The following is a 14,654-nucleotide window of genomic DNA, read 5'->3' as shown; positions in this document are numbered from 1 at the left end:
TCAGCGCCGTACGACCTTGCGCCGCTGCGCGCTGATGCCCGCGTAGTCGGGCAGCGTGTCGACGCGTTTGGCCGTAGCCTTCGCGTACAGCGGCATCAGGTCGGGCAGGCGATTCAGCAGATCCTGACGGCGGGCGTTGCTGTACGGGTGCGTGTAGATGAAGCCCGTCGTCTTGTTCGCGCGCGTCGCGACCGCGAGCTTGTCCCATAGCGTGATCGCCGCGCGCGGATCGAAGCCCGCGCGTGCGGCGATGTCGCCGCCGATCACGTCGGCTTCGGTCTCGTCGGTCGGGTCGTAATGGAGCGCCTGCAGGCGCTCGCCGAGGTTCAGTGCCTGCGGCAGCGGATCGCCGACGCCGAACAGCGGCGGCAGCGCGGCCGCGCGCAGCGACGTCTGCGAGGTCGCGCTGAAGTTGCTGCGCGCGTGTTCGCGCAGCGCGTGCGCGATGCCGTGCGCGAGCAGCACGCCGAGTTCGTCGTCGTTCAGGCGGATGCGGTCGAGCATGCCGCCGTACACGAGCACCTTGCCGCCCGGCAGGCAGGTCAGGCGGATGTCGCGCGAGCGGATCACGTTGACGTCCCACGTCCAGTTCTTCACGCGGTCGTTCCATTTCACCGAATACGGCGCGAGCTTCGCGACGATCGCGCGCAGGCGCTTCACGCGCGGCTGGTTCGCGGGCAGCAGCCGGTCGCTGTCGGCGGCCGCTTGCACGATCTGCGCGTATTCGTTCGCGGTGAGCTGCTCGAGCAGCGGCGACGGGATCAGCGTGCGGAAGGCGATCGCGTTGCCGTAGCGGATCTGCTGCGGCGTCTGCGTGTAAGCCTTCGCCTGTACGGCGCCGCCGGTCGGCTGCGCGGCTTCGGCGGCGGATGGCGCGACGGGCGCGGCGGAGGTCGACGGCGTGGCCGTGGGCGGCGAAGCGGCCGGCGCGGAGCCCGCCGCGCTCGCGCCGGTGTCGGCCGCGTGTGCGAACCCCGCGGCCAATGCCGCGGCACCGACGCTCCATGCAGCCGCAACGCGCGCGAGGCGGTGCAGGCGGTTACTGCGCACGGCTGGCCTCGCCGTTGCGTGCGGTACCGTTCCACGGCGCGATCTTGAACAGCAGCAGCATGCCGGGAATCGCGAGCGCGGTACACACGATGAAATAGTCGAACCAGCCGATCTTCGCGACGACGAAACCGCTCGCGGCCGAGGCGAGCGTGCGCGGTACCGACGCGAGGCTCGTGAACAGCGCGAACTGCGTGGCCGTATAGCGCGGATCGGTCGTGCTCGCGATATACGCGACGAACGCGGCCATCGTCAGGCCGGTGGTGAAGGTTTCGACGCCGTAGACGAGCGCGAGCGCGACCGTCATCGGGCTGAATTGCGGCGCGACGGTCATGCCGAAGATCGACAGCGCCGACGCGATCGCGTGGCTCGTCGACACGGTGAAGTCGTAGAGCATCGCGAGCACGGGCGAACCGGGGCCGAGCTGTGCGAGCCATGCGAAGCCGAGCGTCGACACCATCTGCAGCGCGCCGAAGATCCACAGCCCGCGGCCGATGCCGATCTTCACGAGCCAGACGCCGCCGATGATGCCGCCGGCGACGCTCGCGACGAGCGCGGTGGTTTTCGCGACGATGCCGATCTCGGTGCGCGAGAAGCCGATGTCGAGAAAGAACGACGTCGACAGCGTGGTGGCCATCGTGTCGCCGATCTTGAACAGGAAGATGAACGCGATGACGAGCAGCGCGCCGGCCCAGCCGTCGCGCTGGATGAATTCGCGGAACGGCAGCACGATCGCGTCGCGCAGGTTGCGCGGCGGCGTGCCGACCACTTCGGGCTCGCGCACGACGAGCGTCATCAGGATGCCCGGCAGCATGAACGCGCCGGTGATCGCGAACACGACGTCCCACGGCATGTGATCGGACAGGATCAGCGCCAGCGAGCCGGGGATCAGCGCGGCGAGCTTGTATGCGTTTACGTGCACCGCATTGCCGAGGCCCTGCTCGGTGTCGCGCAGCAGCTCGCGGCGGTACGCGTCGATCACGATGTCGGAACTTGCGCCGAAGAACGCGACGAGCGTCGTGAGCGCGGCCACCGTCCAGATCGAGTCGCGCGGCGACACGAAGCCGAGCGCGGCGATCGCGCCCGCGACCAGCACCTGCGTGAGCAGCATCCAGCCGCGCCGGCGGCCCGGCCGCCAGCCGGGCAGGCGCGGGAGGTAGCGGTCCATCAGCGGCGCCCACAGGAACTTCCACGTATACGGGAACTGGATCAGCGCGAACAGGCCGATTTCCTTCAGGTTCACGCCCTCGGAGCGCAGCCATGCCTGCACGAGGTAGACGAGCGTGAAGAGCGGCAGCCCCGACGTGAAGCCGAGGAACACGCAGATCAGCATGTGCGTGTTCAGATAGGCTCGCCAGCCGGGGTGATCCTCGTGAGCGGTGAGTGCGGGCGCCTCGTGTGGCGTTTTCGACATGGACTGGAACTGGGTAGCGTTGACTGATTGCGGCGGCAGCGCGCGGCGGGGGGAGCGGCGCGGGCCGGGCCCGGCGTCCGTCAACGGCCCCCCGGCTCAGCTGCGCTTGACGCGGTAGACAGCAAGACTACCACGCCAGTTCGCTCCCCATCGAATCGGCTGGCCTTCGTGCAGCACGACGCGGTCGAGGATCGTGACGCCGACTTCGGGCGCGAGCGCCTCGAAATCCTTGATCGTCAGCACCCGGACGTTCGGCGTGTTGTGCCACTGGTACGGCAGCGATTTCGACACGGGCATGCGGCCGTGCAGCACCGACAGCCGGTGCGACCAGTAGCCGAAGTTCGGGAACGACACGATGCACTCGCGGCCGACGCGCGCCGTTTCGCGCAGGATCGCGGCCGTCTGGTGGATCGTCTGCAGCGTTTGCGACAGAATCGCGATGTCGAAGCTGTGGTCCTCGAACAGGCGCAGGCCGTCCTCGAGATTCTGCTGGATCACGTTGATGCCGTTCTTCGCGCTCGCGAGCACGCCCGCGTCGTTCAGCTCGATGCCGTAGCCGGTGACGTCCAGCTCCTCCATCAGCAGCGCGAGCAGCGAGCCGTCGCCGCAGCCGAGGTCGAGCACGGTCGAGCGCGGCTCGACCCAGCGCGCGATCGTGCGGAAGTCCGCGCGCGCGGACAGGGAATTCAGCGCTTGCTGGTTCATGCACCCACCTCCGTGGCGATTCGTTCGTAATACGCGCGGATCAGGTTGTGATAACGCGCGTCGTCGAGCAGGAATGCGTCGTGGCCGTGCGGCGCGTCGATTTCCGCGTAGCTGACCGTGCGCTTGTTGTCGAGCAGCGCCTTCACGATCTCGCGCGAGCGCGCCGGCGCGAAACGCCAGTCGGTCGAGAAGCTCGCGATCAGGTATTTCGCCTGCGTCTGCGCGAGCGCGGCCGTCAGGTTGCCGTCGAACGCCTTCGCCGGGTCGAAGTAGTCGAGCGCGCGCGTGATCAGCAGGTACGTGTTCGCGTCGAAGTAGTCGGCGAACTTGTCGCCCTGGTAGCGCAGGTACGACTCGACCTCGAATTCGACGTCGAAGCTGAAGTTGTACGCGTCGAGCGCGCCGTCCGCGCGGCGCAGCGCACGGCCGAATTTCTCGGCCATGTCGTCGTCGGACAGGTACGTGATGTGGCCGATCATCCGCGCGACGCGCAGGCCGCGCTTCGGTTTCACGTCGTGCGCGTAGTAGTCGCCGCCGTGGAAGTCGGGATCGGACAGGATCGCCGAGCGCGCGACCTCGTTGAACGCGATGTTCTGCGCGGACAGTTTCGGCGTCGACGCGATGTCGATGCAGTGCGTGACGCGCTCCGGATACATCAGGCTCCACGCGAGCGCCTGCATCCCGCCGAGGCTGCCGCCCATCACCGCGGCGAAACGCTCGATGCCGAACGCGTCGGCGACGCGCGCCTGCGCGTGCACCCAGTCCTCGACGGTGACGACCGGGTAGCGCGCGCCGTACGGCTTGCCGGTCGACGGATCGATGCTCATCGGGCCGGTCGAGCCGAAACACGAGCCGAGGTTGTTCACGCCGATCACGAAGAAGCGGTTGGTGTCGAGCGGCTTGCCGGGGCCGACCATGTTGTCCCACCAGCCGGTGCTGCGCGGATCGTCCGCGTAGACGCCGGCGACGTGGTGCGACGCGTTGAGCGCGTGGCAGACGAGCACCGCGTTCGAGCGCGCGGCGTTGAGCTCGCCGTACGTCTCGACGACGAGCTGATAGTTGCCGATCACGCTGCCGCTTTGCAAGCGTAGCGGTTCGGCGAAGTGCATGGTCTGTGGAGCGACGATGCCGATCGATTCCATTCGTTCCGCCTTATGACTGGGCAGCTAAATGGTGTCGGCGATGCGCGGAGTCGGAGGTGCGCGGCTGACGACCTCTTTAGCCGCATTTGTAGTGAACCCGCCGGGACGAGGCCCCGGCCGGTTCGCGCGCCCGCAATCGAGTCAGCAAATCGGCGCGCTTCCGACATGCCGCCAAGGGGTGGCATATCGGCAAAGTATAGCGGAATTTGCGGCAAGCGGATTTCGGGGCGGCCGCGGCGCGGCGCCGGCGCATGGTGTCACCACCGGTACTTCGCCGCCAGCTCGCCCTTGACGACCGCATAGTCGGACAGGTTCGACTCCAGCCCGAGGCCGGCCGATACCGCGAAGCGTTTCGACCACTGCCCGGTCGCACCGATCCGGAATGCCGCGCGATCGCGCGGCACGTCGAACGAGAACGCATTGCCGTCGAGCGTGAGCGTCCGCGACCCGGGGCCATGCCACCAGTTCGCGTCGATGAACGGCCGAAGTTCACGTCCGGACGGCGTGATCGTCAGGCCATGCACGCGTACGCCGACGCGGGTCAGCACGTCGGTCGAGCCCTGCCCGTCGAGACGGCCGCCCGCAACGCGATGGGCGTCCGCGCGATAGTCCGACACGACGAGCTGCGCTTCAGGCTCGACATGAAAACGCGTGTCGCCGCGCTCGTAGAAACGGAACGAATAACCGCCTTCCAGCGAACCCGTCACGGTGCGCGATCGGTACGAGTCGGCCGCGAGACTGCCGCCGACGCTGTTCGCATAGGCGCCGACCAGCGCCCATGCATCGACGTACGGGCCGGTCAGGATGTCGCGGTTGCCGTACCAGGTGCCGTACAGGCCGATGTTGTAACCGGACACGCTGCCGCGCGCGGTGGCATCGGCGACGCGCTGCTCGATGGCATTCCACAGTGGGCGAGTCGACCAGCTCGTCTGGCTGCCGTACATGCCCATCGCGCCGACCCGGAAGTGGCCGCCGCGACCGTCGTCGAAACGGAACAGGTCGGCGCCCGCGTGAATCAGGCGGCCGTTTCCGGACACGCTGCGGTTGCCGCCCGATATCGATGTGATCTGGCCCTCTGCGCGCAGCCAGACAGCGCCGTCGAGCGGGCGTGATGCGGTATCGCCGGTGCGCAGCGTGCGATCTTCCCGTTGATGCAGCGTGTGGATCGCCATCGTCGCGGCGGCGTTGGCATTGGCCAGATACGCGTCGGGCTCGGGTGCGACGGCGCGCGGAGGCGGCGGTGGCTGGATTTCGGGTTGGACAGGCGGCTCGGGATCGACCGGGCCAGGCGGCACCGGCGGCTCGGGCTGTGCGGCGGAAACGAGATACCAGTCGTGTTCCTTTCCGCCGTTCCCGCTGCGCGCGAGCATGTAGTCGTAGCCGCCGGCGGACACCGTGCCGAAGCTGCGGCGATAACCGTCCGATCCGGTGTCGAGCGTGAATGCGGTGGTGTCCGTCGTGCCGCCGTTGCGGGTCTTGACGATCGGGATGCCGACGGTGGTCTGCGCGCCGTTGCCGCCGGCACGCCGGACGACGATGCCGGTATGGCCGGACGCGTGCCCGCCGTCGATCACGATCCGGTCGGACGGCGATGCGTCGTCGTTCAGCGTCGTGTTGACGACGAGCCTGCCGCCGCGCGCCGCATACTCGCCCGAGACGACGAGCGTGCGCGGCGCGCCCGCATCGGAAGGCGCGAATGCGATGGTCGAGCCGTTCAGTGCGACAGAGCCGACCGACGAATCCGCGGTGACGGTCCACCGGCTGTTCGTTTCGAGCGACAGCGCGCGTACCGCATCGGTCGCGCCCGTCCACGCGGCGCCATGGGACAGCACGACATCGGTCACGGCGGGCGACGGCGGCGCGCCGCCGTCCGCCGGCCGGTTCACGATGTCGCCGGCGGCTTGCGCGTCCGTATCGAGCGTCAGCCGCACCGGCGCACCCGAGCGTGCGTCGACGAACAACAGCGTGCCGTTGCCGCCGGCGACGCGCGCGCCGTTTTGCAGCGAGACGTGTGCGTCCGAAACGTCGATCGCGCCGTGCCGCTCGCTGACGAGCGAGCCGCCATCGACGGTCAGCGTGCCGCCGTGAATGCCGGCGGCCCACGCGCCGTCGCCAGTCGTGCGCACGTCGGTGCGTGACAGGCCGATCGTGCCGCCGGCGCTCGCCCGCAGCGCGGTGCCGTCCACGCCGCTCGTCGTCACCGTGGCGTCCGTGAGCGACGCGACGGAGCCGGCGCCGCTGGCGAGCACCCCATACGCGCGTTCGCCGCCCGTCGCGATCCCGCCGCGCGTCATGGCGACCGTGCCGCCGAGCCGCGCGACGGCACCGACCGAACGGTCGCCGGCTGTCGTCACGTCGGTGTCCGTTGCAAGCACGACCGGCGTCTCGCTACCTTCCTGCGATGCATACAGCCCGTGCGCGTTGATGCCTTGCGTGTGCACGTGCGTGCGCGCGAGTTCGACACGGCCGCTGCGCGTGTCGATGCCGAGCGCCTGGTCGCCGTCGGTGGCCACGCGCGCGTCGCTGAACGTGACCGAGGACGCGCCGGGCATGAACAGCCCGGACGCGTAGTCCCCGCTCGTCCGGATGTCGGTGCGAGCAAGCGTTGCATGGATGTCGTCGTAGCTGACGAACGTGCCGTATGCGAAGTCGCCGCTGGTGCGGACGATCGTATCGGTGGCGTTCACGATCGCACCGGGTGCGTTGTTCACCGCGATGCCGTGCGCTTCGCGGCCGCGCGTGACGATCGCGCTGCCGGTGACGTCGACGCGGCTGCCGCTGACGTCGACATAGACGCCGTGTGCGCTTCTTCCGTCGGTGTCGATCGAGATGTTTTCGGCTGTCGCGCTGCTGCCGGCGCGAACGTCGATGCCCGTCCCGATGAACCCGCGGGTGCGGATTTCGGTGTCCCGCAGCACGATGCGCGACCCGTCGCCGAAAGCGGAAGCCCCCGACGAATAGGTGCCGGTCGCGAACAGCCGCGTCTTGCCGGTGGTGGTCAGCACGCCGCCGTTGACTGCGGAAAACACCGGGCTGGCGAAGTTGCTCGTCGAATAGTCGCCGGGAGCGGTTTCCAGCGTGACGCCGTCCGCGCGTTGTGCGCCGCCGTCGGTGATCTGGGCCGATGATGGCCACGGGATGATCGCGCCTGCAAGCAGCGCGGCCCGCGCGAGCAGCGGTGCGCGCGGCGCGGACGGCAGCGAACGGCGCGGCGCGGCCACGGCGCGCTGTCGGCCGGAGGACGTCTGACAATGCGGAAACTCGCGATTCACCGGATCACTCCCGTTGTATTGCAAACGGGTGAAAATTAACCCGATCAGAGGGAATGCGATATTGGACGAGTTCGAATTGCGACGCAGCGTCGGCCGCATCGCGAGCGCGCCTGACGCGCGCGTCAGGCGCCGGTCACTGCAGGATCAACCGCAAATGCGCGTCGGCTTGCTCGCCGGGCGGCTTCTGGAACCCGCCTTTCGCGAAGCGGTGCCACCGGCCGATCACATAGCTGACGAGCAGGCTCGCCCGTGCGGCCGGGTCGTAGTCGGCCGGCAGCGCGAACGGCGCCGCGCCGTCGGGCGCATTCGCCTCCGTGCGCGCGACCCGCAGGCACTGCTTGACGGTTGCTTCGATGCGATCGAGCAACTGGTTCACGCGTTCGGTGAGCCGCTCGTCCTCGCCGACCAGCGCCTCGCCCGTCAGCACGCGCGTCATGCCGGGGTTCTTCGCGGCGAAACTGAGCATCGTCAGCGCGATCGTGCGGGCCTGCAGCACGCCGTTCGGCTCCTTCTCGACGATCTGGTTGACGAGGCCGAACAGCGACTGCTCGATGAACTCGATCAGCCCTTCGTACATCTTCGCCTTGCTGGGGAAATGGCGGTACAGCGCGGCTTCCGACACGTCGAGCCGCGCCGCCAGCGAGGCCGTCGTGATCTTCTCGCGCTTCGGCGCCTCGAGCATCGTCGCGAGCGTCTGCAGGATGTGCACGCGACGCTCGCCCGGTTTCGGACGCGTACGGGTGCGGGTGGGTGATGCCTGATCGTCCGTTACGGCTTGGTCCTGCGGGTGAGTCGGCTGCATTTCTGTCGCCCCGATCGAGTGCCCAGTCGCAGCGATTTTAACGAACGAATCCGCTGGTCGACATAAAGCGGGCGGCCGGTACCCGGCAGGTCGCCGGGAAGATGGCCGGTAATCCAGACCGTGCCGATGCCGAGGCGCTTGTAGCGCTTCAGGTGGCCGCGCGTGTCCTCGACGAGGATCGCGTCGGCCATCCGCACATGCGCGGCACGCAGCGTCCGGCGCAGCATCGTGTGGTCGGGCTTCGCGCGCCAGGTGCGGCGGTCGCGCATGTGCTCGATCGCGATCACGCGCTCGAACAGCCGTTCGATGCGCAGCTCGCGCAGCACCGCGCGCGCGTAGTTTTCCGGTGCGTTGGTCAGCACCAGCTTGCGGCCCGGCAGCGCGGCGAGGATGCGCGCGAGGCCGCGCTCGGCGCGCAGCATCCCGGGCAGGTCGGAAAACGTGTGGACCGCGCGCAGGAAGTCGTGCGGATCGATCGGATGATGGCGCGTGAGGCCGAGGAGCGCCGCGCCGTAGCGCTGCGTGTAGCCGGTGCGCAGCCGGTCGGCTTCGACGCGCTCGACCTTGAGCGCGTCGATGATGTATTGCGTCATCGCACGGTTGATCTCGGGAAAGATCGCGTGCGACGCGTGATGCAGCGTGTTGTCGAGATCGAACAGCCAGACCGGCGCGCCGGCGCGCGGCCGGCTGCGCGAGATGCGCCGGCGCCGCAGCGGGGCCGGCAGGTCGGGGCTGACGATCTTGCGGCGCGTGCTCAATGCGAGCGGATCATCGTGCCGAACGGCTGCTCGGTCAGGATTTCCAGCAGCACCGAGTGCTCGATCCGGCCGTCGACGATGTGCACCGACTTCACGCCGCTCTTCGCGGCGTCGAGCGCCGACGAGATCTTCGGCAGCATGCCGCCCGAGATCGTGCCGTCCTCGAACAGCGCGTCGATCTCGCGCGCGGACAGATCGGTCAGCAGGTTGCCGTCCTTGTCCATCACGCCCGGGATGTTGGTCATCATCAGCAGCTTCTCGGCGTTCAGCACGGTGGCGAGCTTGCCCGCGACGAGGTCGGCGTTGATGTTGTACGACAGGCCGTCTTCGCCGAAGCCGATCGGCGAGATCACCGGGATGAACGCGTCGTCCTGCAGCGCCTTCACGACCGCCGGGTTGATCGCCTCGACTTCGCCGACCTGGCCGATGTCGATGTACTGGCCCGGGTTGTCGCGGTCCGGCATCAGCAGCTTGCGCGCGTGGATCAGGCCGCCGTCCTTGCCCGTCAGGCCCACCGCATGGCCGCCGAAGTGGTTGATCAGCGTCACGATGTCCTGCTGCACTTCGCCGCCCAGCACCCATTCGACGACTTCCATCGTCTCTTCGTCGGTCACGCGCATGCCCTGGATGAAGGTGCCGGCCTTGCCGATCTTCTTCAGCGCCTGGTCGATCTGCGGGCCGCCGCCGTGGACGATCACCGGATTGATGCCGACCAGTTTCAGCAGGATCACGTCGCGCGCGAAGCCCTGCTTGAGCCGTTCTTCCGTCATCGCATTGCCGCCGTATTTGATGACCACGGTCTTGCCGTGGTAGCGGCGGATGTACGGCAGCGCTTCGGCGAGGATTTCTGCTTTCAGAGTAGGGGCGATCTGCGAGAGGTCGATGGGCTCGGACATGGCGGCAGCTCTGGCTGGGAACGGTTGAAACAGGGCGAATTGTACAGGAGTGGCGCAGCGCAGCATCGGGTTTTTGGGCTGGCCGGAAGGCGGTCTGCGCGGGTCTGACACCTTGTGCGGCGGCCCGCCGGCTATGGCGCTGCGCGATGCGGGCGGCAGTGCGCGGGCCGCGCCGCCCGGTTCGTTCGCGACGCACTTCGGCCGGGCGGCCGACGTGCAAGATCCGTGCGCCGCGTTATGCTTGTCGCGTGGGGCGACTTCACGCCCGCTTCCGCGATTCCGCCATGACCGATTCCGCCGCTGCCGCCCGTTCCGCCCCGCACCGCGCGCGCTGCCCGCGCTGCGGGCGCGGCTTCGACTGTGGCGCGCGCACGCAACCGTTCGACTGCTGGTGCGCGTCGATGCCGGCGCTGCCGGGTGGCGGCACCCAGCCTGCGGCCGGCGCGCGCTGCCGGTGCCCCGAGTGCCTGGCCGACGAGATCGCGCAGCGCATGACCGGCGCGGCCGGCTGACGGCGCGGGCCGTGCATGCGCTGCGCGCCGTTCGCCGGTTCCGATCCGGCCCCGCTAGGGGCGCCGCCCGCTAAACGGGTAAACTGCCCGGATGCAACGAATCACCACCACCGGGCGCGTCAACCTCAGTCACCTGTTCTGGCTTCGCAATCTCGCGATCATCGGCCAGCTCGTGACGATCGGCGTCGTGCAGACCTATTTTGGCGTGCATCTGCCGTTGCCGGCGATGCTGATGGTCATCGCGCTCGAAATCGTTTTCAACGCGCTGACCTGGGTGCGCGTGCTGCGCGCGCGGCCCGAGACCAATTTCGAGCTGCTCGGCCAGCTGTGGGTCGACCTCGGTGCGCTGTCCGCGCTGCTGTTCCTGTCGGGCGGCACGACCAACCCGTTCGTGTCGCTGTACCTGCCGTCGCTCGCGATCGCGGCGGCCGTGCTGCCGTGGCACCTGATGATCTGGCTCGCGGCGTTCGCGGTCGCGTGCTACGCGGCGCTCGGCTTCGATTCGGTGCCGCTCAACATGGACAATCCCGCGAACCTGTTCGACTACTACCGCACCGGGATGTGGGCGAACTTCATGGTCAGCGTCGGGTTGATCGCGTGGTTCGTCGCGCGCATGTCGAAGGCGCTGCGCCAGCGCGATTCGGCGCTCGGCGAAGCGCAGCAGCACCTGCTGCGCGACGAGCGGGCGGTTGCGCTCGGCGTGCAGGCCGCCACCGTCGCGCACGAGATGGGCACGCCGCTGTCGACGATCGCGATGCTCGCCGAGGAACTGCGCGACGCGGCGCGCGCCGATCCGGGGCTCGCTCGCTACGAGGCCGACCTGAAGGTGCTCGAGGAACAGATGACGCTCTGCACGTCGGCGCTCGCGCGCCTGCGCAGCCGCGCGAGCGCGCCGGCGAGCCGCCAGCCGGTGGACGACTGGCTCGACACGTTCGTCGAGCACTGGCGCCTGCGGCATCCGCATGTGCAGTTCGAGCTGCTCGGCGCGCGTCCGGCGGGCGTCGCGCTCGACGACACGGTCGCGGCCGGCCAGATCCTGACGATCCTGCTGGACAACGCCGCGCGGGCGAGCCCGCAGCGCGTGACGCTGGCCGCGAAGGTCGCGCACGACCGCGCGGCCGACGAGATCGAATTCGAGGTATGCGACGACGGGCCCGGCATTCCGGCCGCGCTGCGCGAATCGCTCGGCGCGATGCCGGTCGACAGCACGCAGGGCGGGCACGGGGTCGGCCTGTATCTCGCGTTCAGTGCGGCCGCGCGGCTCGGCGGCGAAATCGAACTGTCCGATGTCACGCCGCGCGCGGCGGGCGGCAACGGGCGGGCCGGCGGTGCGGCGAATGGTCACGCCGCTGCTGCATCGGGTCATCGCGCGGGCGAACGCGTGGCCGAACGAACGGCCGGCACGCCGGATGGCCGCCCGGCCGGCGCAACCGCCGGGCGCGGCACGCGGGCCGTGCTGCGCCTGCCGGTCGTGCGCGTCGCGGCGCCGGCCGCCTCAACCAACACGTAGACGGAGAAACCACATGAGCGAGAACAATTTCCTGGTGATCGACGACAACGAGGTGTTCGCGGGCACGCTCGCGCGCGGCCTCGAGCGCCGCGGTTATGCGGTCCAGCAGGCGCACGACAAGGAGGCGGCGCTGCGGCTCGCCGCGGGCGGCAAGTTCCAGTTCATCACCGTCGACCTGCATCTCGGCGAGGATTCGGGCCTGAGCCTGATCGCGCCGCTGTGCGACCTGCAGCCCGATGCGCGGATTCTGGTGCTGACCGGTTACGCGAGCATCGCGACGGCCGTGCAGGCGGTGAAGGAAGGCGCCGACAACTATCTCGCGAAGCCCGCGAACGTCGAGTCGATCCTGGCCGCGCTGCAGACCAACGCGACCGAAGTGCAGGCCGACGAGGCGCTCGAGAATCCGGTCGTGCTGTCGGTCGACCGGCTCGAATGGGAGCACATCCAGCGCGTGCTGGCCGAGAACAACAACAACATCTCGGCGACCGCGCGCGCGCTGAACATGCACCGCCGCACGCTGCAGCGCAAGCTCGCGAAGAAGCCGGTGCGGCAGTAAGCGGGGCGACGCGTCGCGGTCGTCGCGGCGAGCGTCGATTCCGTACGACGTACGCCGCACCAACGAAAAACGGGCGACCCCGCAAAGGGGCCGCCCGTTTTTCATCGGATACCGCGCGCGTTACAGCACGTAGCGCGACAGATCCTCGTCCTGCGACACTTCGCCGAGCGCCCGGTCGACATACTTCGCGTCGATCGTCACGCGCTCGCCGGCGTGGTTGCCCGCCGAGAACGACACTTCCTCGAGCAGTTTCTCGATCACCGTGTACAGCCGGCGCGCGCCGATGTTCTCGGTTTTCTCGTTGACCGCATACGCGATCTCCGCGAGGCGGCGGATGCCGTCGTCGGCGAAGTCGAGCTGCACGTCCTCGGTCGCGAGCAGCGCCTGGTACTGCTTGACGAGACTCGCGTCGGTCGCGTCGAGGATCGCCTCGAAGTCTTCCACCGACAGCGAGTCGAGCTCGACGCGGATCGGGAAGCGGCCCTGCAGCTCCGGAATCAGGTCGCTCGGCTTCGCGAGGTGGAACGCGCCGCTCGCGATGAACAGGATGTGATCCGTCTTCACCATCCCGTACTTCGTGTTGATCGTCGTGCCTTCGACGAGCGGCAGCAGGTCGCGCTGCACGCCCTGGCGCGACACTTCGCCGCCGCTGCCTTCGTTGTTGCGCGACGTGATCTTGTCGATCTCGTCGAGGAACACGATGCCGTTCTGCTCGACGTTCTGCACGGCCTTCGTCTTCACTTCCTCTTCGTTCAGCATCTTCGCTGCTTCCTCGTCGGTCAGCAGCTTCAGCGCTTCCTTGATCTTCACCTTGCGGCGCTGCTTCTTGCCGCTGCCGAGGTTCGAGAACATCGAGCGGATCTGCTCGGTCATCTCTTCCATCCCGGGCGGCGCCATGATGTCCATGCCGGCCGACGGCTGCTCGAGGTCGAGCTCGACTTCCTTGTCATCGAGCTGGCCTTCGCGCAGGCGCTTGCGGAACGTCTGGCGCGTCGCGTTGTTGTCGTCGTTCGCGTGCTCGGCATTGCCGCCGAAGCCCACCGCGCGCGGTTGCGGCAGCAGGATGTCGAGAATGCGGTCTTCGGCCTGGTCGGTTGCCTTGCTGCGCACCTTGCGCATTTCGGTTTCGCGCGTCTGCTTGACCGAGGTCTCCATGAGGTCGCGCACGATGCTGTCGACGTCGCGGCCGACGTAGCCGACTTCGGTGAACTTGGTCGCTTCGATCTTGATGAACGGCGCATCGGCGAGCTTCGCGAGGCGGCGCGCGATTTCGGTCTTGCCGACGCCCGTCGGCCCGATCATCAGGATGTTCTTCGGCGTGATTTCCGTGCGCAGCGGGTCGGCGACCTGCTGGCGGCGCCAGCGGTTGCGCAGCGCGACCGCGACGGCCTTCTTCGCCTTGTTCTGGCCGATGATGTGCTTGTCGAGTTCCGAGACGATCTCGGCAGGGGTCATGGTGCTCATGGTGCGGTCCTTACTCGATCGTTTCGATGATGCGGTTGTGGTTCGTGTAGATACACATGTCGCCCGCGATCCCGAGCGACTTCTCGACGATCTCGCGCGGCGACAGCTCGGTGTTCTCGACGAGTGCGCGGGCCGCGGCCTGTGCGTACGCGCCGCCCGAGCCGATCGCGCAGATGCCGCCTTCCGGGTCGAGCACGTCGCCGTTGCCGGTGATCACGAGCGTGGTGGTCGCATCGGCCGTGATCAGCATCGCCTCGAGGCGCCGCAGCATCCGGTCGGTGCGCCAGTCCTTCGCGAGCTCGACGGCCGCACGGGTCAGGTTGCCCTGGTGCTTCTCGAGCTTCGCCTCGAAGCGGTCGAGCAGCGAGAACGCATCGGCGGTGCCGCCCGCGAATCCGACCAGTACCTGGTTGTTGTAGATCCGCCGCACTTTCCGCGCGCCACCCTTCATGACGATGTTGCCGAGGGTTACCTGGCCGTCGCCGCCGAGCGCGACCTTGTCGCCGCGCCGGACCGAAACGATGGTCGTGCCGTGAAATTGCTCCATCTGCGTTCCTTGAGAAAAACGGGGAAGAT

Annotated in this window: 13 protein-coding genes; 3 read left to right on the top strand and 10 right to left on the bottom strand. The window is 68.4% G+C overall.

What is annotated here, in order from left to right; translation table 11 throughout:
* From ACN22W_RS17180 to argB, 8 genes are all read right to left on the bottom strand, one after another.
* Nucleotides 1–1,050, bottom strand: coding sequence for a M48 family metallopeptidase (locus ACN22W_RS17180; RefSeq protein WP_419685486.1), 1,050 nt, complete (start codon nucleotides 1,048–1,050; stop codon nucleotides 1–3).
* The gene (locus ACN22W_RS17175) at nucleotides 1,040–2,461 is read right to left on the bottom strand and encodes an AmpG family muropeptide MFS transporter (protein WP_419685485.1); all 1,422 of its coding nucleotides are present in this window, start codon (nucleotides 2,459–2,461) and stop codon (nucleotides 1,040–1,042) included. The genes ACN22W_RS17180 and ACN22W_RS17175 overlap by 11 nt, the downstream gene beginning before the upstream one ends.
* Before the next feature lie 96 nt (nucleotides 2,462–2,557).
* Entirely contained in the window at nucleotides 2,558–3,166 is a 609-nt protein-coding gene (gene metW, locus ACN22W_RS17170) for a methionine biosynthesis protein MetW (RefSeq protein ID WP_021156285.1), read from the bottom strand.
* Complete coding sequence (gene metX, locus ACN22W_RS17165) at nucleotides 3,163–4,308, bottom strand: homoserine O-succinyltransferase MetX (protein WP_419685484.1); 1,146 nt, start codon at nucleotides 4,306–4,308, stop codon at nucleotides 3,163–3,165. The genes metW and metX overlap by 4 nt, the downstream gene beginning before the upstream one ends.
* Before the next feature lie 257 nt (nucleotides 4,309–4,565).
* Nucleotides 4,566–7,529: an autotransporter outer membrane beta-barrel domain-containing protein gene (locus tag ACN22W_RS17160; RefSeq protein ID WP_419685483.1), complete on the bottom strand. Its 2,964-nt coding sequence runs from the start codon at nucleotides 7,527–7,529 to the stop codon at nucleotides 4,566–4,568.
* A 184-nt stretch (nucleotides 7,530–7,713) separates the two neighbouring features.
* Entirely contained in the window at nucleotides 7,714–8,382 is a 669-nt protein-coding gene (gene slmA / locus ACN22W_RS17155) for a nucleoid occlusion factor SlmA (RefSeq protein WP_048244654.1), read from the bottom strand.
* Nucleotides 8,349–9,140: a pyrimidine 5'-nucleotidase gene (locus ACN22W_RS17150; protein WP_419685482.1), complete on the bottom strand. Its 792-nt coding sequence runs from the start codon at nucleotides 9,138–9,140 to the stop codon at nucleotides 8,349–8,351. The genes slmA and ACN22W_RS17150 overlap by 34 nt, the downstream gene beginning before the upstream one ends.
* Complete coding sequence (argB, locus tag ACN22W_RS17145; protein WP_006754950.1) at nucleotides 9,137–10,036, bottom strand: acetylglutamate kinase; 900 nt, start codon at nucleotides 10,034–10,036, stop codon at nucleotides 9,137–9,139. The genes ACN22W_RS17150 and argB overlap by 4 nt, the downstream gene beginning before the upstream one ends.
* Nucleotides 10,037–10,320: 284 nt before the next feature.
* Here argB and ACN22W_RS17140 point away from each other — a divergent pair, with 284 nt between their 5' ends.
* The 3 genes from ACN22W_RS17140 (at nucleotide 10,321) to ACN22W_RS17130 (ending at nucleotide 12,614) form a co-directional block, all read left to right on the top strand.
* Nucleotides 10,321–10,548 (top strand): cysteine-rich CWC family protein, encoded by a 228-nt coding sequence (locus tag ACN22W_RS17140; protein ID WP_129513232.1) that lies wholly within the window; start codon nucleotides 10,321–10,323, stop codon nucleotides 10,546–10,548.
* 91 nt (nucleotides 10,549–10,639) lie between these two features.
* Entirely contained in the window at nucleotides 10,640–12,058 is a 1,419-nt protein-coding gene (locus ACN22W_RS17135; RefSeq protein ID WP_129513231.1) for an ATP-binding protein, read from the top strand.
* 13 nt (nucleotides 12,059–12,071) lie between these two features.
* Entirely contained in the window at nucleotides 12,072–12,614 is a 543-nt protein-coding gene (locus ACN22W_RS17130) for a response regulator transcription factor (RefSeq protein WP_021156278.1), read from the top strand.
* A gap of 120 nt (nucleotides 12,615–12,734) precedes the next feature.
* Here the strand turns inward: ACN22W_RS17130 and hslU are convergent, their stop codons facing one another.
* Nucleotides 12,735–14,078: an ATP-dependent protease ATPase subunit HslU gene (gene hslU, locus ACN22W_RS17125; protein ID WP_048244649.1), complete on the bottom strand. Its 1,344-nt coding sequence runs from the start codon at nucleotides 14,076–14,078 to the stop codon at nucleotides 12,735–12,737.
* Nucleotides 14,079–14,088: 10 nt separating this feature from the next.
* Complete coding sequence (gene hslV, locus ACN22W_RS17120; RefSeq protein WP_006477497.1) at nucleotides 14,089–14,625, bottom strand: ATP-dependent protease subunit HslV; 537 nt, start codon at nucleotides 14,623–14,625, stop codon at nucleotides 14,089–14,091.
* Between the last annotated feature and the right edge of the window lie 29 nt (nucleotides 14,626–14,654).

The sequence above is a fragment of the Burkholderia theae genome, assembly GCF_048565265.1.
Taxonomy (GTDB): Bacteria; Pseudomonadota; Gammaproteobacteria; order Burkholderiales; family Burkholderiaceae; genus Burkholderia; species Burkholderia theae.
The sequence above is the reverse complement of the archived record's forward strand: the minus strand, read 5'-3'. Positions and strand labels throughout refer to the sequence as shown.